This window comes from Agromyces humi (assembly GCF_009720255.1).
GTDB lineage: Bacteria > Actinomycetota > Actinomycetes > Actinomycetales > Microbacteriaceae > Agromyces > Agromyces humi.
The window spans coordinates 1-15,962 of sequence record NZ_WJSP02000050.1 but is presented as its reverse complement, the minus strand read 5'-3'; the positions used below and the strand labels follow the sequence as shown (position 1 = coordinate 15,962).

Annotated in this window: 20 protein-coding genes; 12 read left to right on the top strand and 8 right to left on the bottom strand. The window is 71.5% G+C overall.

Annotated features, from left to right (window positions below; translation table 11 throughout):
- The 6 genes from GH736_RS07015 to mnhG form a co-directional block, all read left to right on the top strand.
- Positions 1 to 404, top strand: a 404-nt coding sequence (locus tag GH736_RS07015) for an MnhB domain-containing protein (protein WP_159601561.1), incomplete at its 5' end; no start/stop codon positions are given.
- Positions 401 to 862, top strand: coding sequence for an NADH-quinone oxidoreductase subunit K (locus GH736_RS07010; protein ID WP_159601559.1), 462 nt, complete (start codon positions 401 to 403; stop codon positions 860 to 862). The genes GH736_RS07015 and GH736_RS07010, both read left to right, overlap by 4 nt.
- Complete coding sequence (locus tag GH736_RS07005; protein WP_159601557.1) at positions 859 to 2,451, top strand: Na+/H+ antiporter subunit D; 1,593 nt, start codon at positions 859 to 861, stop codon at positions 2,449 to 2,451. Before GH736_RS07010 ends, GH736_RS07005 begins: the two co-directional genes overlap by 4 nt.
- Positions 2,448 to 3,083, top strand: a complete 636-nt coding sequence (locus GH736_RS07000) for a Na+/H+ antiporter subunit E (RefSeq protein WP_159601555.1) — start codon at positions 2,448 to 2,450, stop codon at positions 3,081 to 3,083. Before GH736_RS07005 ends, GH736_RS07000 begins: the two co-directional genes overlap by 4 nt.
- Positions 3,080 to 3,352 (top strand): monovalent cation/H+ antiporter complex subunit F, encoded by a 273-nt coding sequence (locus GH736_RS06995; RefSeq protein WP_159601553.1) that lies wholly within the window; start codon positions 3,080 to 3,082, stop codon positions 3,350 to 3,352. The genes GH736_RS07000 and GH736_RS06995 overlap by 4 nt, the downstream gene beginning before the upstream one ends.
- Positions 3,349 to 3,714 (top strand): monovalent cation/H(+) antiporter subunit G, encoded by a 366-nt coding sequence (mnhG, locus tag GH736_RS06990; protein ID WP_159601551.1) that lies wholly within the window; start codon positions 3,349 to 3,351, stop codon positions 3,712 to 3,714. The genes GH736_RS06995 and mnhG overlap by 4 nt, the downstream gene beginning before the upstream one ends.
- A gap of 146 nt (positions 3,715 to 3,860) precedes the next feature.
- Here the strand turns inward: mnhG and GH736_RS06985 are convergent, their stop codons facing one another.
- From GH736_RS06985 to paaA, 6 genes are all read right to left on the bottom strand, one after another.
- The gene (locus tag GH736_RS06985) at positions 3,861 to 4,646 is read right to left on the bottom strand and encodes an enoyl-CoA hydratase/isomerase family protein (protein ID WP_159601549.1); all 786 of its coding nucleotides are present in this window, start codon (positions 4,644 to 4,646) and stop codon (positions 3,861 to 3,863) included.
- Positions 4,647 to 4,726: 80 nt separating this feature from the next.
- Entirely contained in the window at positions 4,727 to 5,938 is a 1,212-nt protein-coding gene (gene paaE / locus GH736_RS06980) for a 1,2-phenylacetyl-CoA epoxidase subunit PaaE (RefSeq protein ID WP_159601547.1), read from the bottom strand.
- The gene (gene paaD, locus GH736_RS24900) at positions 5,938 to 6,465 is read right to left on the bottom strand and encodes a 1,2-phenylacetyl-CoA epoxidase subunit PaaD (RefSeq protein ID WP_328596797.1); all 528 of its coding nucleotides are present in this window, start codon (positions 6,463 to 6,465) and stop codon (positions 5,938 to 5,940) included. Before paaD ends, paaE begins: the two co-directional genes overlap by 1 nt.
- Positions 6,466 to 6,488: 23 nt before the next feature.
- On the bottom strand, positions 6,489 to 7,367 hold the full coding sequence (gene paaC, locus GH736_RS24895) for a 1,2-phenylacetyl-CoA epoxidase subunit PaaC (protein ID WP_235933868.1): 879 nt from the start codon (positions 7,365 to 7,367) through the stop codon (positions 6,489 to 6,491).
- On the bottom strand, positions 7,364 to 7,669 hold the full coding sequence (gene paaB, locus GH736_RS06970) for a 1,2-phenylacetyl-CoA epoxidase subunit PaaB (RefSeq protein ID WP_159601545.1): 306 nt from the start codon (positions 7,667 to 7,669) through the stop codon (positions 7,364 to 7,366). Before paaB ends, paaC begins: the two co-directional genes overlap by 4 nt.
- A complete protein-coding gene (gene paaA, locus GH736_RS06965; protein WP_159601543.1) occupies positions 7,669 to 8,658 on the bottom strand; it encodes a 1,2-phenylacetyl-CoA epoxidase subunit PaaA in 990 nt (329 codons plus the stop codon). Before paaA ends, paaB begins: the two co-directional genes overlap by 1 nt.
- A 140-nt stretch (positions 8,659 to 8,798) precedes the next feature.
- Here paaA and paaI point away from each other — a divergent pair, with 140 nt between their 5' ends.
- The 4 genes from paaI to GH736_RS06945 all read left to right on the top strand — a co-directional run bounded on the left by paaI (position 8,799) and on the right by GH736_RS06945 (position 11,712).
- A complete protein-coding gene (gene paaI / locus GH736_RS06960) occupies positions 8,799 to 9,218 on the top strand; it encodes a hydroxyphenylacetyl-CoA thioesterase PaaI (RefSeq protein WP_159601541.1) in 420 nt (139 codons plus the stop codon).
- A 118-nt stretch (positions 9,219 to 9,336) separates the two neighbouring features.
- Positions 9,337 to 10,596, top strand: a complete 1,260-nt coding sequence (paaK, locus tag GH736_RS06955; protein ID WP_159601563.1) for a phenylacetate--CoA ligase PaaK — start codon at positions 9,337 to 9,339, stop codon at positions 10,594 to 10,596.
- A gap of 36 nt (positions 10,597 to 10,632) precedes the next feature.
- Positions 10,633 to 11,289: a TetR/AcrR family transcriptional regulator gene (locus GH736_RS06950; RefSeq protein WP_159601539.1), complete on the top strand. Its 657-nt coding sequence runs from the start codon at positions 10,633 to 10,635 to the stop codon at positions 11,287 to 11,289.
- Positions 11,290 to 11,331: 42 nt separating this feature from the next.
- Complete coding sequence (locus GH736_RS06945) at positions 11,332 to 11,712, top strand: SpoIIAA family protein (protein WP_159601537.1); 381 nt, start codon at positions 11,332 to 11,334, stop codon at positions 11,710 to 11,712.
- Here the strand turns inward: GH736_RS06945 and GH736_RS06940 are convergent.
- Entirely contained in the window at positions 11,694 to 11,909 is a 216-nt protein-coding gene (locus GH736_RS06940; protein WP_159601535.1) for a hypothetical protein, read from the bottom strand. The two genes, GH736_RS06945 and GH736_RS06940, sit on opposite strands and share 19 nt — an antisense overlap.
- A 124-nt stretch (positions 11,910 to 12,033) precedes the next feature.
- Between GH736_RS06940 and GH736_RS06935 the strand changes: the two genes are divergently transcribed.
- Positions 12,034 to 13,086: an LLM class flavin-dependent oxidoreductase gene (locus GH736_RS06935; RefSeq protein WP_159601533.1), complete on the top strand. Its 1,053-nt coding sequence runs from the start codon at positions 12,034 to 12,036 to the stop codon at positions 13,084 to 13,086.
- A 62-nt stretch (positions 13,087 to 13,148) separates the two neighbouring features.
- Positions 13,149 to 15,263 carry a RecQ family ATP-dependent DNA helicase gene (locus tag GH736_RS06930; protein WP_159601531.1) on the top strand — a complete coding sequence of 705 codons (2,115 nt, stop codon included), beginning with the start codon at positions 13,149 to 13,151 and terminating at the stop codon, positions 15,261 to 15,263.
- A 33-nt stretch (positions 15,264 to 15,296) separates the two neighbouring features.
- Here GH736_RS06930 and GH736_RS06925 read toward each other — a convergent pair.
- Positions 15,297 to 15,962 (bottom strand): MaoC/PaaZ C-terminal domain-containing protein (locus GH736_RS06925; protein ID WP_203230667.1); only part of this gene is annotated, 666 nt, incomplete at its 5' end.

Sequence of the window (15,962 nt, the reverse complement as noted above, 5' to 3'; positions counted from 1 at the left end):
ACGCCGGCCGGCTGCTCGGCACGGGCCTGCTGCTCGCGGCCGGCACCGCGACGGCCTCGCTGTCCTCCGGCGGCATCCCGCTCGAGTCCGCCTGGTTCGAGGCCGACGTACCGGTGCTCGGCACCCTCTCGATCGGCACGTCGACGCTCTTCGACCTCGGCGTCTACCTCGTGGTCGTCGGGCTCGTCCTCGACATCCTCCGCTCCCTCGGCGGCGAGGTCGATCGGCAGGAGGAGGTCGCGGGCGACGAGGGCGAGGCGGGCGGCGACCTCGACTCGGCCGACGCGATCGAGGCCGTCGAGCAGGGCGAGGGCCCCGAGATCGCCGAGCGCCCCGAGCATGCCGATGCCGAGCTGGCGACCCCGCTGACCGGGGCCGGCACGTCCGAAGGGGTGATCCGATGACCGCATCGCTGACCCTCGTCGTGCTCATGGCCGTGCTGTTCGGCGCGGGCATCTCGATCATGCTCGAGCGCAGCCTCACTCGGGTGCTCATCGGCTTCCTGCTCGTCGGCAACGCCGTGAACATCCTCATCTTCCTGATGAGCGGCGCCCCCGGCCTCGCGCCGATCCTCAGCGAGGGCGTCGACCCCGACGAGATCTCCGACCCGCTGCCCCAGGCGTTCGTGCTCACCGCCATCGTCATCAACCTCGGCATCACGGCGTTCATGCTCGCGCTCATCTACCGGTCGTGGTGGCTCGCCCGCCTCGGCGAGAAGGGCGACCTCGTCGACGACGTCTCGGAGGACATCGAGGACGCCGAGGAGGCCGCCGACCTCATCCGGTCGTCCGCGGCCGACGACCGCGCCATCCAGGACATCATCGACGCCAGCGACGAGGAGCCCGAGGAGGTGCCCCGATGACCGCGACCGGCGTGCTCGTGCCCCTCGTCGTGCTGCTGCCGCTCGTCGGCGCCGCGACGGCCCTCATCCTCGGACGCCACCGGCGTGCGCAGATGGCCGTGAGCGCCACGGTGCTCGCGAGCGTCGCGGTGATCGCGGCGGTGCTGCTCGTGGCGGTCGACGCCGGCGAGCCCACCGTCGTGGCGATCGGCGGATGGGAGCCGCCGTTCGGCATCGTACTCGTCGTCGACCGTCTCTCGGCGATCATGCTGCTGATCTCGGCGATCGTGCTGCTCGTGGTGCTCGTGTACGCGGTCGGGCAGGGCGTCGCCGATCGGCATCGCGAGACCCCGGTGTCGATCTTCCACCCCAGCTACCTCATCCTGTCGGCCGGCGTGTTCGACGCGTTCGTCGCCGGCGACCTCTTCAACCTCTACGTGGCGTTCGAGATCCTGCTGTCGGCCAGCTACGTGCTGCTCACCCTCGGCGGCACGGGCGAGCGCATCCGCGCCGGTGTCACGTACATCATCGTGAGCCTCGTCTCGTCACTGTTCTTCCTCAGCGCGATCGCCCTCATCTACGGCGCGACGGGCACGGCGAACATGGCCCAGCTCTCGGTGCGCATCGCGGAGCTGCCCGCGAACGTGCAGCTCATCCTGCACCTGCTGCTGCTCATCGCGTTCGGCATCAAGGCGGCGATCTTCCCGCTGTCGTTCTGGTTGCCCGACTCGTATCCGACCGCGCCCGCCCCGGTCACCGCCGTGTTCGCCGGCCTGCTCACGAAGGTGGGCGTGTACGCGATCATCCGCACCGAGACGGTGATCTTCGCGGACAACGACCTGACGGTGCTGCTGCTGGTGGTCGGCGGGCTCACGATGCTCATCGGCATCCTCGGCGCCCTCACCCAGGCCGACGTCAAGCGCCTGCTCTCGTTCACGCTGGTGAGCCACATCGGCTACATGATCTTCGGCATCGGGGTGGGCACCCAGCTCGGCTACTCGTCGACCATCTACTACGTGGTGCACCACATCACCGTGCAGACGACCCTGTTCCTCACGACCGGGCTCATCGAGCGGTTCGGCGGCGCCACGTCGATCAACCGACTCGCGGGGCTGCTGAAGGCGTCGCCGTACCTCGCGATCCTGTTCTTCATCCCCGCGCTGAACCTCGGCGGCATCCCGCCGTTCTCGGGCTTCCTCGGCAAGGTGGGCCTGTTCCTGGCCGGCGCCGACGACGCCGGTGCGACGGATGCCGCGGGGCAGGCCTGGCTCGTCTGGGCCGTGATCGCCGCCGGCGCGATCACCTCGCTGATCACCCTCTACGCGTTGACGCGCTTCTGGAACATGGCGTTCTGGCGCGGTCGCGACGAGCTCGAGGGCTACGAGTCGGTGCTGCTCGGCTCCGTGCAGGAGGCGCCCGAGGGGGCGACCGTCACGGCGACCCGCACCACGCCGGTGCTCATGGTCGCCGCGACGACGGCACTCGTCGTGGTGACGCTGCTGCTCACCGTGTTCGCCGGCCCCATCTTCGAGTTCACCGACCGGGCGGCGGCGAACCTCGTCGACCCCGACGTGTACGTCTCGCTCGTGTTCCCAGGAGGCATCCGATGAGCCCCCGGCACGAGACGACCGTGTCGCGGTGGGGCTCGGTGTGGCGTCAGCTGCCGCTGCTCATCGGCCTCGTGGCGCTGTGGCTGTTCCTGTGGGACCACATCGACGCCCTCACGATCGTCACGGGCTTCCTGCTCGCGATCGGCGTCACCCGTGTGCTCTACCTGCCCCCCGTGCTGCTGAGCGGGCGCTTCAACCCCTGGCGTGGGCTGCTGCTCGGCCTGCGGATGATGTTCGACGTGGTCGTGGCGTCGCTGCAGGTGGCGTTCCTCGCCGTGTACCCGCGATGGCAGCCGATGAACGCGATCATCGCGGTGCAGCTGCTCACCCGCTCCGACCTCGTGACGACGCTGACCGCCGAGGCGATCTCGGTGGTGCCCGGCACCGTCGTCGTCGACATCGACCGGGAGCGCGGGCTGCTCTACCTGCACGCCCTCGGCACCCGCACGCACGCCGACATCGATCGGGTGCGCCGCGCCGTCCTCGGCACCGAGGAGCGCATCGTGCTCGCCATCGGCACGCGTGCGCAGGCGGCATCCGTTCGCGAGGCGCGCCGCGCCCGCCGCGCAGCACCCGGGCAGGGCGCCGCATCGGCCCACGGCGCCGCATCCGAGAAGGAGGAATCACGATGACCTTCCTCAGCGTCGTGAGCGTCGCCGCCGGCGTCATGTTCGGCATCGGCGCCCTCGCCGCGGTCTACCGCATCATCCGCGGCCCGTCGATCCTCGACCGGGCGCTGGCGACCGATGTGCTGCTCGCCATCGCGATCTGCGCCCTGGGCGCCGAGATGGCGGTCAACAAACACACCGACACCCTCGTGGTCATGCTGGTGCTCGCGATGTTCGCGGTCGTCGGCTCGATCTCGATCGCCCGGTTCATGGCGAAGCAGGATGCCTCGTGAGCGCCGCCGAGATCGCGGTGGGACTGCTCATCCTGGTGAGCGGCTTCCTCTCGATGGCCGCGGGCATCGGCATCGTGCGCTTCCCCGACGTGCTGACCCGGCTGCACGCCGCGACCAAGCCGCAGGTGCTCGGCCTGGCCACGGTGCTCGTCGCGATCGTGCTGCAGGTGCCGACCTGGGGCGTGCTGACGACGGTCGTCCTCGTCATGACCTTCCAGCTGCTCACGCAGCCGATGACGGCGCACATGCTCGGCCGCTCCGCGTACCGCAGCGACCACGTGCGCTACGACCTCCTCCTCGAGGACGACCTGGGACACGACATCGAGGAGCACGACCAGGAGGAGGAGGGCGCGGCCCACTGAGCGCCCGCGGCCGAGCGGCGAGGGTGCGATGGTGCGTGCCGGGAGCCGCCTTCGTCAGCGAAGTCGGTGCCGAAGTGCCGAAGTGCCGAAGTGCCGGGACATTGCGAAAGCGAACACGATTCGCGATCGCGTCGGCCTGCGGCCGCTCAGCCGCGGCCGGTGAACGCCGGTCTGCGCTTCTGCTGGAACGCCGCGAAGCCCTCGCGGTAGTCGGCCGTGTCGCAGAGCGCCGCCTGTGCCCGGTTCTCCTGGTCCATCGACTGCCAGAGGCCGAGGCGGTCGTCGCGGAGGGCGGCGACCAGCGCCTTCGACGCGATGAACGCCTGGGTGGCCCCGGATGCCGCGGCGCGGGCCGCCGCGCGGGCGGCATCCGTCACCTCGTCGGCCGGGAACACCTGCGAGAACAGGCCCGAGGCGACGGCCTCGGTGCCCGACATGAGCCGGCCGGTGACGATGAGGTCCATGGTCTTGTGGGCGCCGAGGCGCTCGACGAAGAGGGCATGGCCGCCCGAGTCGAGGGTCGCGCCGAGGTTCGCGAACGGGGAGCCGATCTGCGCGGTGTCGGCCACGTAGACGATGTCGCTCGCGATGAGCAGCCCAAGCCCCACCCCGAGGCACGCGCCGTGCGCCACGGCGAACGTGGGCACCGGCAGCGACGCCATGCGCTCGAGGAGCGGCTGCACCCGGCCGCCGAGGTAGCCCAGCACGTCGTCGTCGCGCGGGTCGACGCCCGAGATGTCGCGGCCGGCGCAGAACGCTCGGCCCTCGCCGCGCAGCACGAGCGCGCGCACCTCGCCCGCTCCCGCGAGGCGTTCGGCCTCGGCGTACGCGTCGGACAGCTCCGCGATCGCGGCCGGATCCAGCGCGTTGAGCTTGTCGGGGGCGTTCAGCACGACCTCGGCGACGCCGTCGGCCACGGTGAGTTCGATCATGGGGCTCCGTTTCATCGGGCGCGGGTCGGCGGGGCGATGCGTGGGCGACTCGCCGTCGACCCGCTCGCAGGCTACCCGGGTCAGACGTCGTAGTCGACGACGACGCGGTCGGACTTGGGGTGCGACTGGCAGGTGAGCACGTAGCCGCGCTCGAGCTCGTCGGGTTCGAGCGCGTAGTTCTCGGTCATGTTCACGCTGCCCTCGACGACCCGCGCGCGGCAGGTGCCGCACACGCCGCCCGCGCACGCGAACGGCACGTCGGGCCGCACGCGGAGCGCCGCGTTGAGGATCGACTCGTTCGCCGACACGGGGCTCTCGACCGTCGTCGACTGCCCGTCGAGGGTGAACTCGATCGCGACGGTCTGCTCCCCCTGCTGCACTTCGACGGGACGGCCGTGGCGCGGCTCGACGCGGTCGGCGTCGGTCGTGAACAGCTCGTAGCGCACGTGCTCGACGGGCACGCCCTTCGCCGCGAGGGTGTCGCGGGCGAGCTGGACGAGCTCGAACGGCCCGCACAGGAACCACTCGTCGACCGTCTCGGGGCGGATGAGAACATCGAGCATCTGCTCGAGCTTCGGGGCGTCGATGCGGCCCGAGAGCAGCGGCGCGGTGCGCTGCTCGCGCGAGAGCACGTGGTGCAGCGCGAGGCGCGACGGATACCGGTCCTTCAGCTCGGCGAGTTCCTCGAGGAACATCACGTCCAGGGTCGACCGGTTCGTGTAGACGAGCTCGAACTCCGACGTCGCCGAACGCGAGAGCACCGTGTGCGCGAGCGCCATGAGCGGCGTGATGCCGCTGCCCGCGGCGATGCCCACGACGTGCTTGCCGTCGAGGGCGTCGAGGGTCGAGGTGAACGTGCCCTGCGGGCTCATCACGTCGAGCGTGTCGCCGGCCTTGAGCTCGGTGTTCGCCCACGTCGAGAAGACGCCGCCGAGATCGCGCTTGATGGCGACCGAGAGGCTCCCGCGCTCGGGCGGGCGGCAGATCGAGTAGCTGCGCCGGCGCTCGTGTCCGTCGAGCTCGGCGCGCAGCGCGACGTACTGGCCGGGCAGGTAGGTGTAGTCGTCGGCGAGCTCGTCGGGCACCGCGAACGTCACCTCCACGGCGTCGGCGGTGAGCGGCCGCACCTCGGCGACCTCCAACGTATGGAACCGCGCGCGGTGCCGCTTGACGACATGCTCGCCACCGACGGTCGAGGAGAGGAACGCCGACGCGACCGCGGCATCCGCGGCGCCGGCCACCGCGCGTGCGTCGACGCGGGCCGTCGTCGACCCCACGTTGCGCGCGGCCATCAGAGCACCTTGAAGTAGTCGAAGGGCTCGAGGCAGTCGCGGCACTCGTAGAGCGCCTTGCACGAGGTCGAGCCGAAGCGGGCCAGCTCTCGCGTGTTCAGCGAGTCGCAGCGGGGGCACTTCACCGCGAGCTGCAGCCGCACCGGGCCCGAGCCGCGGGCCGGGGCGTCGCCCGTCGGCGCCTGGATGCCATAGCGGCGCAGCTTCTGCTTGCCCGCGTCGCTCATCCAGTCGGTGGTCCACGCGGGCGCGAGCACGAGGTCGACGCGCACGTCGGCGTAGCCGGCATGGGTCAGTGCGAGCAGCACGTCGTCGCGCATGGCCTCCATGGCGGGGCATCCGCTGTACGTGGGCGTCAGCTGCACGCGCACGGCACCGTCCTCGCCGACCTCGACCGAACGCAGCACCCCCAGGTCTTCGATGGTGAGCACCGGGATCTCGGGGTCGGTCACGGTCGCGGCGACGTCCCACGCGAGACGGGCGGCCGGGTCGTCGGGCAGCGGCCGGGCGACGGATGCCTCGCGCACGGCGTCGTGGCCGACGACCGCGCTCACCACGATGCCCCTGGGTGCTGGCGGGCCAGCACCTGCATCTCGGCGAGCAGCGGCCCGAGGTGCTCGGTGTGGCTGCCGCGACGTCCGCCGCCGGACGCGACGAAGGCCGTGCGACCGGTGGGCGGCTCGAGCTCGGCCTCGGCCATCACCGCGTCGAGCACGGCGTCGAAGCCGGGGCGCAACGTCGAGGGCAGCACTGCCACGCGGTCGGCGGCCAGTCGCTCGACGAGCTCGTCGTCGACGAACAGCTCGTCGATGTAGGGCCAGGTGTCGGCGATCGCGACCACCATGCGGCGACGCGACTCCTCGGTGCCGCCCGCGAGGCGGAGCGTCCACTGGGTGGCGTGGTCGCGGTGGTAGTCGACCTCCTTGACGGCCTTGGCGGCGATCGCCGCGAGCGTCGGGTCGGTCGACTCGGCCAGCGCGGCGTAGAGCTCGACGAGGTAGGAGGCGGCCACGAGCTGCCGCGCGATCGTGTGCGCGAAGTCGCCGTTGGGCTGCTCGAAGAGCCAGGCATTGCGCCATTCGGGCTCGTCGCGCCAGTAGGCGAGGTCGTCCTCGCTGCGCCCCGAGGCGGTGCCGGCGTAGTGCAGCAGCGAGCGCGCGTGCCCGATGAGGTCGAGGCCGATGTTGCCGAGGGCCACGTCCTCCTCGAGCTCGGGAGCGCGCGCGATCCACATGCCCAGCTGCTGGGCGAGCATGAGGGCGTCGTCGCCCAGCCGGAGCGCGTACTCCGCGGCATCCGCCGACGCCGTCGCACCCGTGCCGGTGATGCCGGCGCCCGCGAGCTCCTCGGCGAGCTCGACCTCGTCGACCGAGACCTGGCCGTGCACGTCGAGGTCCCCGCCGTGCGTGTCGAAGTCGGTGCCGCTCACAGGTGCTTCACCCCTTCGCTCTTGACGTAGTAGCGCGCGTGCCGGTAGTTCTTGCCGGCCGGGCTCTCGAAGAAGGCGCCCTTCGCGTCGGGGTCGCTCGTGGTGATCGCATCGGCGGGCACCACCCAGATCGACACGCCCTCGTTGCGGCGCGTGTAGACGTCGCGGGCGTTGCGCACCGCCATGTCGGGGTCGGGGGCGTGCAGTGAGCCCACGTGCACGTGCGACAGGCCGCGGTTGGCGCGCACGAACACCTCCCAGAGGGGCCAGGCCTCGGTTCCCATCTCGCCGGGCGTCGACATCAGGCCACCGCCCCGGATGCCGCGAGCGCGCGCTCGGCCTGCTTGCGGGCGTACTCGTGGGCCGCCTCGCGCACCCAGGCGCCGTCCTCGTGCGCCTCGCGCCGGCGACGCAGTCGCTCGGCGTTGGCGGGACCGCGGCCGGCGAGCACCTCGTTGAACTCGGTCCAGTCGATCTCGCTCATGTCGTACTCGCCGGTCTCCTCGTTGAAGCGGAGGTTCGGGTCGGGCAGGGTCACGCCGAGCACCTCCGCCTGCGGCACGAGCATGCCGACGAAGCGCTGGCGCAGCTCGTCGTTCGAGAAGCGCTTGATGTTCCACGCCATCGACTGGGCGGAGTTCGGCGACTGGTCATCGGGCGGCCCGAACATCATGAGCGACGGCCAGTACCAGCGGTTCACCGCGTCCTGCGCCATCTCGCGCTGCGCGGGCGTGCCCTGCATGAGCTCGAGCAGGATCTCGAAGCCCTGCCGCTGGTGGAACGACTCCTCCTTGCAGATGCGCACCATCGCCCGGCCATAGGGGCCGTAGGACGCACGGCACAGCGGCACCTGGTTGCAGATCGCGGCGCCGTCGACGAGCCAGCCGATCGCGCCCATGTCTGCCCAGGTGGGGGTCGTGTAGTTGAAGATCGAGGAGTAGCGCGCCCGGCCCTCGATGAGCTGCTGCATCATCTCCTCGCGCGAGATGCCGAGGGTCTGCGCCGCGGAGTAGAGGTAGAGCCCGTGGCCGGCCTCGTCCTGGACCTTGGCCATGAGGATCGCCTTGCGCTTGAGGCTCGGCGCGCGCGTGATCCAGTTGGACTCGGGCTGCATGCCGATGATCTCGGAGTGCGCGTGCTGGCTGATCTGCCGGATCAGCGTCTTGCGGTACGCGTCGGGCATCCAGTCACGCGGCTCGATACGCGAGTCCTTCGCGATGAGGTCGTTGAACTGCTCTTCCTCGGGGGAGAGCTCTCGTTCGACCACGCTGAGGTCAGCGGGAGAGGTCATCGTCGACTCCTGAGTCTTCGCGGCATCCGGACCCGCATCTGCTGCTGCGGCATCCGGTATTACTAACCGATCGTTCAGTTAGTATATAGTCAAGTCGAGCGCCGCAGCAACGGCGCCGGGAACTCGACGAGGAGCCTCGAATGACGGATGCCGCGACCGACGTCACCACCGCGAATCGCGCCATGATGCAGCGCGACCTCGCCTCGGCCGCCCTCGGCATGGTCGTCGAACGCGACGAACCGGGTCTCGCCGTCGTGTCGATGCGCGTGCGCGACGACATGACGAACGGCTTCCGCATCACCCACGGCGGGCTCGTCTTCACCTTGGCCGACACGGCCTTCGCGATCGCCTGCAACGAGGACGACACCGTCACCGTCGCGGCGGGCGCCGACATCACCTTCCTGAAGTCCACCGTCGCGGGGCAGACCCTCACCGCGACCGCCGTCCGCCGCACCCGGTCGGGCCGTACCGGACTCTACGACGTGTCGGTCGTCGACGAGCACGGCGACGCGGTCGCCGAGTTCCGCGGCCGGTCCATCTCCACGAACCGCACCATCTGACCACCCGGCCGCGCGCGGCCGCAAGCCTTCGGAGCCCCACGTGTCGACGACGACCATCTCCCCCACCGTCTCGGGCCTCGAGCCCGTGTCCGCCGCGGACCTCGACCCCGAGGAGCGGATGTCGCGAGCCGAGATCGAGGCCCTCCAGCTCGAGCGGCTCCGGCAGACCGTGCGGCACGCCTACGCGAACGTGCCCCTCTACACGCGCAAGTTCGACGAGGCGGGCGTGCACCCGAGCGACATCCGGTCGCTGTCGGATGTCGCGAAGCTGCCCTTCACGACCAAGGCCGACCTGCGCGAGACCTACCCGTTCGGCATGTTCGCCGTGCCGATGGAGCAGGTCGCCCGCATCCACGCGTCGAGCGGCACCACGGGCCGGCCCACCGTCGTCGGCTACACGACGGGCGACCTCGAGCGCTGGGCGACGCTCGTCGCGAGGTCGCTGCGGGCCAGCGGCATCCGACCGGGCATGAAGGTGCACAACGCCTACGGCTACGGGCTGTTCACCGGCGGGCTCGGCGCCCACGCGGGCATCGAGAAGCTCGGGGCCACGGTCATCCCGATGTCGGGCGGCCAGACCGCGCGCCAGGTGCAGCTCATCCGCGACTTCGAGCCCGACGCGATCCTCTGCACCCCGAGCTACCTCCTCACGATCGCCGACGCGATGGTCGCCGCCGGCATCGACCCGCGCTCCACCTCGCTGAAGGTCGCCGTGCTCGGCGCCGAGCCGTGGACGAACGAGATGCGCCACGAGCTCGAGCAGCGCCTGGGCATCGACGCGCTCGACATCTACGGCCTCAGCGAGGTCATGGGCCCGGGCGTGGGCAACGAGTGCCTCGAGACGAAGGACGGCCCCCACCTCTGGGAGGACCACTTCCTGCCCGAGGTCATCGACGGCGACACGGGTGCGGTGCTGTCCGACGGCGAGCTGGGCGAGCTCGTCTTCACGTCGCTCACCAAGGAGGCGTTCCCCGTCATCCGGTACCGCACGCGCGACCTCACGCGCCTGCTGCCCGGCACGGCCCGCCCCGGCATGCGGCGCATGGAGAAGATCACCGGCCGCAACGACGACATGATCATCCTGCGCGGCGTGAACCTCTTCCCCACGCAGATCGAGGAGCTCGTGCTCGGCATCGAGCAGCTCACCCCGCACTTCATCCTCGAGCTCACCCGCACCGGCACCATGGACGACCTGACCGTGCGCATCGAGCGGCACCCCGAGCTCGAGGTCGACGTGTGCGAGGCGGCCACGGTCGTGCTCGCCGGGCGCATCAAGGAGTTCATCGGGTCATCCGTCGCCGTGCGCCTCGAGGAGCCCGGCGCGCTGCCCCGCAGCGAGGGCAAGTACCAGCGGGTCTACGACCTGCGCGTGAAGTGAGCGGATGCCGCGGCGGCGAGTGCCAGACTGAGGGCGATGTCTGAGAACGGAACGAGCGGCGCGAACGGGGCGAACGGGGCGCTCCGGCGGGGACGACCCGGGTACGACCAGCAGGGGATCCTCGACGTCGCCGTGGCCGCGTTCATCCAGTACGGCTACGACGCGACCTCCATGGGCGTGCTCGCCGACCGCCTCGGCCTCTCGAAGTCCGCGATCTACCACCACTTCTCGTCCAAGGACGAGATCCTCGACCGCGCGCTCGACACCGCACTGGGTGCGCTCGAGGGCGTGCTCGAGCAGACGGATGCCGCGGGCGGGCGCGCCGCAGACCGGCTCGACCTCGTGCTGCGGGGCGCCGTGCACGTGCTCGTCGAGAAGCTGCCCTACGTCACCCTGCTGCTCCGGGTGCGGGGCAACACCGATGTGGAGCGGCGCGCCCTCGCCCGCCGCCGCGCGTTCGACAAGCGTGTCACCGCCCTCGTGTCCGAGGCGCAGGCCGAGGGGTCGCTCCGCAGCGACCTCGACGCGAGCGTCGTGTCGCGCCTGGCCTTCGGCATGATCAACTCGATCGTCGAGTGGTACCGCCCGGGCGGCGCGGAGGACGCCGACACGCTCGCCGACGACGTGGTCGCGGTCGCGCTCGACGGGCTGCGCATGCCGACGTCGAACCGGGTGCAGGAGCTGCTCGGCTGAGGCCGTGCCGGGCGGAGGGGCCGCCCGGGAAGGGGGAACCACATGCTCGAACCGCTCGAGGGCCTGCCCGCCGACGTGGTCGGCTTCCGCGCCGTCGGCACCATCGAGGCATCCGACTACCGGGACGTGCTCACGCCGGCCTTCGACGCCGCGTTCGAAGAGCATGGCCGCATCAACTGCGTGGTCGTGATGGACGACGACTTCGACCACGTCTCGCTCGGGGCGATGCTCGAGGACGCGAGGCTCATCAGCATGCCGCGCAGCGCCTGGGGGCGGTCGGCGTTCGTGACGGACCACGACGTGCTCGCCGGCCTCGCCACCGCGTTCGGCGGGCTCGTGCCCGGCGAGTTCCGGGTGTTCCAGCTCGCCAAGCAGGCCGACGCCGTGGCGTGGGTGACCGAGGGTCAGACGGCGGCCTCCTGACCGACGCGGGGTCGCGGCATCCGCTCGCCCGACCGATGCCACCAGGCGTGGCGTCGCGCCGCCTGCCCGCCCTGCGCACCGACCGTGGTGGCCTCGTCGCGCCGCTCCTGGACGACACGGCGCCGCTCGAGCTCCTGTTCGAGGCGCGCGTCGTGCGCGGCCTGCAGGTGCGGGAAGGACTGCTCTGAGATCAGCATGGTTCGCTCCGGTTCGTGTTCGTACCGGTCACGTTCCTCGCTAAGGCGGGTGCCCGGGATCGGTCGGATGCCGTATCTTCGGGGGCACGACGGCCGTTGGGCCTCAGGCGAGGGGAATGAGCGGATGCCGCAGGGCGCTGTACCGGGTGTGACGAAACGCATCGGATTCCTCTCATTCGGCCACTGGTCGAACACCCCCGGGTCCAAGACCCGCAACGCGTCCGACGTGCTGCTGCAGTCGATCGACCTGGCCGTCGCCGCGGAGGAGCTGGGGGCTGACGGCGCGTACTTCCGGGTGCACCACTACGCGAACCAGCTCGCGAGCCCGTTCCCGCTGCTCGCGGCCGCAGGGGCGAAGACGAACCGCATCGAGCTCGGCACGGGCGTGATCGACATGCGCTACGAGAACCCGCTCTACATGGCCGAGGACGCGGCCGCCGCCGACCTGATCGCGGGCGGCCGGCTGCAGCTCGGCGTCAGCCGCGGCTCACCCGAGCAGGTCGTCGACGGCTACCGCTACTTCGGCTACGACGCCCCAGAGGGCCAGACCATGGCCGACGTCGCGCGCAGCAACACCGAGGTGTTCCTCAACGTGATCGACGGCGCCCGCTTCGCCGAGCCGAACCCACGCCCGATGTTCCCGAACGCCCATCCGGGCCCGCTCGGCATCCAGCCGCAGTCGCCGGGCCTCCGGGACCGCATCTGGTGGGGCGCCGCCTCCGATGCGACCGCCGTGTGGGCGGCCGAGCAGGGGATGAACCTGATGAGTTCGACCCTCAAGACCGATGAGACGGGCGAGCCGTTCCACGTGCAGCAGCGCAAGCAGATCGAGGCGTTCCGACAGGCCTGGACGGAGGCGGGCCACGAGCGCGAGCCGCGCGTCTCCGTGAGCCGCTCGATCTTCGCGCTCGTGAACGACGAGGACTTCGCCTACTTCGGCGGGGGCCGGCGCGACGACTCCGACCAGTTCGGGGTCATCGACGACTTTCGTGCGGTGTTCGGCCGCAGCTACGCCGCCGAACCCGACGAGCTGATCGAGGAGCTCCGTGAGGACGAGGCCATCGCCGCCGCCGACACGCTGCTGCTGACGGTCCCCAACCAGCTGGGCGTCGACTACAACGCGCACGTGCTCGAGGCGATCCTCACGCACGTCGCTCCGGAGCTCGGCTGGCGCTGAGCAGCTCGGCCGGCGCTGAGGGTGCGGCGGCGGCTGACGGCGGGATGGACCAGAGTGGGGGCATGACCCCCGCCCCGACGCACGCCGAGACGAACGCCGACACGAGAGCCGCGGCGCTCGCCGCCTTGCGCGAACTCGTCGGCCGCGACGACGCCGAGTTCCATGACGGGCAGTTCGAGGCGATCGAGGCGCTCGTCGAGGGGCGCCGACGCGCGCTCGTCGTGCAGCGCACGGGGTGGGGCAAGTCGGCGGTCTACTTCGTCGCGACGTTGCTGCTGCGCCGGCGGGGCGCTGGGCCGACGGTGCTCGTGTCGCCCCTGCTGGCGCTCATGCGCGACCAGATCGCTGCCGCCGAGCGAGCGGGCGTGCGCGCGGTCGCCATCAACTCGACGAACGCCCACGAGTGGAGCGACGTGCTCGCGCAGCTCGACCGCGACGAGGTCGACGTGCTGCTCGTCTCGCCCGAGCGGCTCAACAACCCCTCGTTCCGCGAGCAGCAACTGCCGGCGCTCGTGCGCCGCATCGGCCTCCTCGTCGTCGACGAGGCGCACTGCATCAGCGACTGGGGGCACGACTTCCGGCCCGACTACCGCCGGCTCCGCGACCTCATCGCGCAGATGCCCGCGGGCGTGCCGGTGCTCGCCACGACCGCGACCGCGAACAGCCGGGTGGTGGCGGATGTCGCCGAGCAACTCGGCACCGCGGGCGACGTGCTCACCATCCGCGGCCCGCTCGCCCGCGCATCCCTGCGACTCGGGGTGCTGCGCCTGCCGAACTCGCCGAGCCGGCTGGCCTGGCTGCTCAACCACCTCGACGACCTGCCCGGATCGGGCATCATCTACACGCTGACGGTGGCCGCGGCGAACGACACCGCCCGCCTGCTCCGCGAGCACGGGCACCAGGTGCGCGCCTACACCGGGCAGACCGACACCGACGAGCGCACCGAGTCCGAGGGCATGCTCAAGCGCAACGAGGTGAAGGCGCTCATCGCGACGAGCGCACTCGGCATGGGGTTCGACAAGCCCGACCTCGGCTTCGTGGTGCACCTCGGTGCGCCGTCGTCGCCCGTCGCGTACTACCAGCAGGTCGGCCGTGCGGGCCGCGCGAGCGAGAGCGCCGACGTGCTGCTGCTGCCCGGCACGGAGGACGGCGACATCTGGCACTACTTCGCGACCGCCTCGATGCCCGACCGCGAGCGTGCGGAGCGGGTCATCTCGGCGCTGTCCGACGTGCCGGTGTCCACGCCGGCGCTCGAGGCGATGGTCGACATCCGCCGGTCGCCGCTCGAGCTGCTGCTCAAGGTGCTCGACGTCGACGGCGCGGTGCGACGCGTGCAGGGCGGCTGGGTGGCCACCGGCGCCCCGTGGGTCTACGACGCCGACCGCTACGCCCGCATCGCCGCCGAGCGCGAGGCCGAGCAGCAGCACATGATCGAGTACGAGCAGACCGACGGATGCCGCATGGAGTTCCTCCAGCGTTCCCTCGACGACGAGACGGCCGCACCGTGCGGTCGCTGCGACAACTGCGCGGGCGTCTGGTTCCCCAGTGAGATCGGGGCGTCCGCGACCGCGTCGGCCGCCGAGTCCCTCGACCGGGTCGGCGTGCCCGTCGAGCCGCGGCGCGCGTGGCCCACCGGCGCCGACCGGCTGGGCGTGCCGGTGAAGGGCCGCATCGCGCCGGCCGAGCAGGCCGCCGAGGGGCGGGCGCTCGCACGGCTCACCGACCTCGGCTGGGGCGGCACGCTGCGCGAGCTGTTCGCCGCAGGCGCTCCCGATGCGCCCGTGCCGCCGCAGGTACTCGCGGCCTGCGTGCGGGTGCTGGCCGACTGGGACTGGGCCGAACGGCCGGTCGCCGTCGTGTCGGTGCCGTCGCGTTCACGGCCACTGCTCGTCGACTCGCTGGCCCGCGGCCTCGCCGAGGTCGGGCGACTTCCCTACCTCGGCGCCCTCGTTCCGGTCGACGGCGGCCCGACGGGGCAGCCCGGCGGCAACAGCGCCTTCCGCCTCGCGGGGCTCTGGAACCGGTTCACCACCGACGGCCTCGAGGTGCCGGCCGGCGGCGTGCTCCTCGTGGACGACCAGGCCGACAGCCGCTGGACGCTCACGATCGCCGCGCGCACCCTGCGGCAGGCGGGCGCCACCGAGGTGCTCCCGTTCGTGCTGGCGCTGCGCGGCTGACTCGGGCCGGCCGCACCCGCCCGAGCGACCTGCCTACGCCGCCTCGGGCGCCTGCTCCTTCGCCACGAGGGTCAGCACGTCGTAGGTCGCCACGAGCTCGTCGTTCTGGTTCTTCAGCACGGCGTCCCATCGCACCTCGCCGTACTCGTCGGTCTCCCGCGGCGTGATCTGCTTCGCCGTGAGCTCCACGCGGATCGTGTCGCCGGGCGAGACCGGCGTGATGAACCGCAGGTTCTCGAGCCCCGAGTTCGCGAGCACCGGCCCGGGTGCCGCATCGACGAAGAGCCCCGCGGCCCACGACACGAGCAGGTACCCGTGGGCCACTCGGCCCGGGAAGAACGGGTTGGCCGCGGCGGCCGCCTCGTCCATGTGCGCGTAGAAGGTGTCGCCCGTGAACGCCGCGAACGTCTCGATGTCCTCGAGCGTCACGGTGCGCGACGCCGACACCACCTGGTCGCCGAGGCGAAGCTCGGCCAGCGACTTGCGGAACGGGTGCACGCCGTCGGGCTGCGACGCCGCGCCCTGGTGCCACACGCCGGTGAGCGCGGTGAGCATCTCGGGCGAACCCTGCACCGCGGTGCGCTGCATGTGGTGCAGCACCGCGCGGATCCCGCCGAGCTCCTCGCCTCCGCCGGCCCGACCCGGTCCGCCGTGCACGAGGTTCGGCAGCGGCGAGCCGTGGCCGGTCGACGAGCGGGC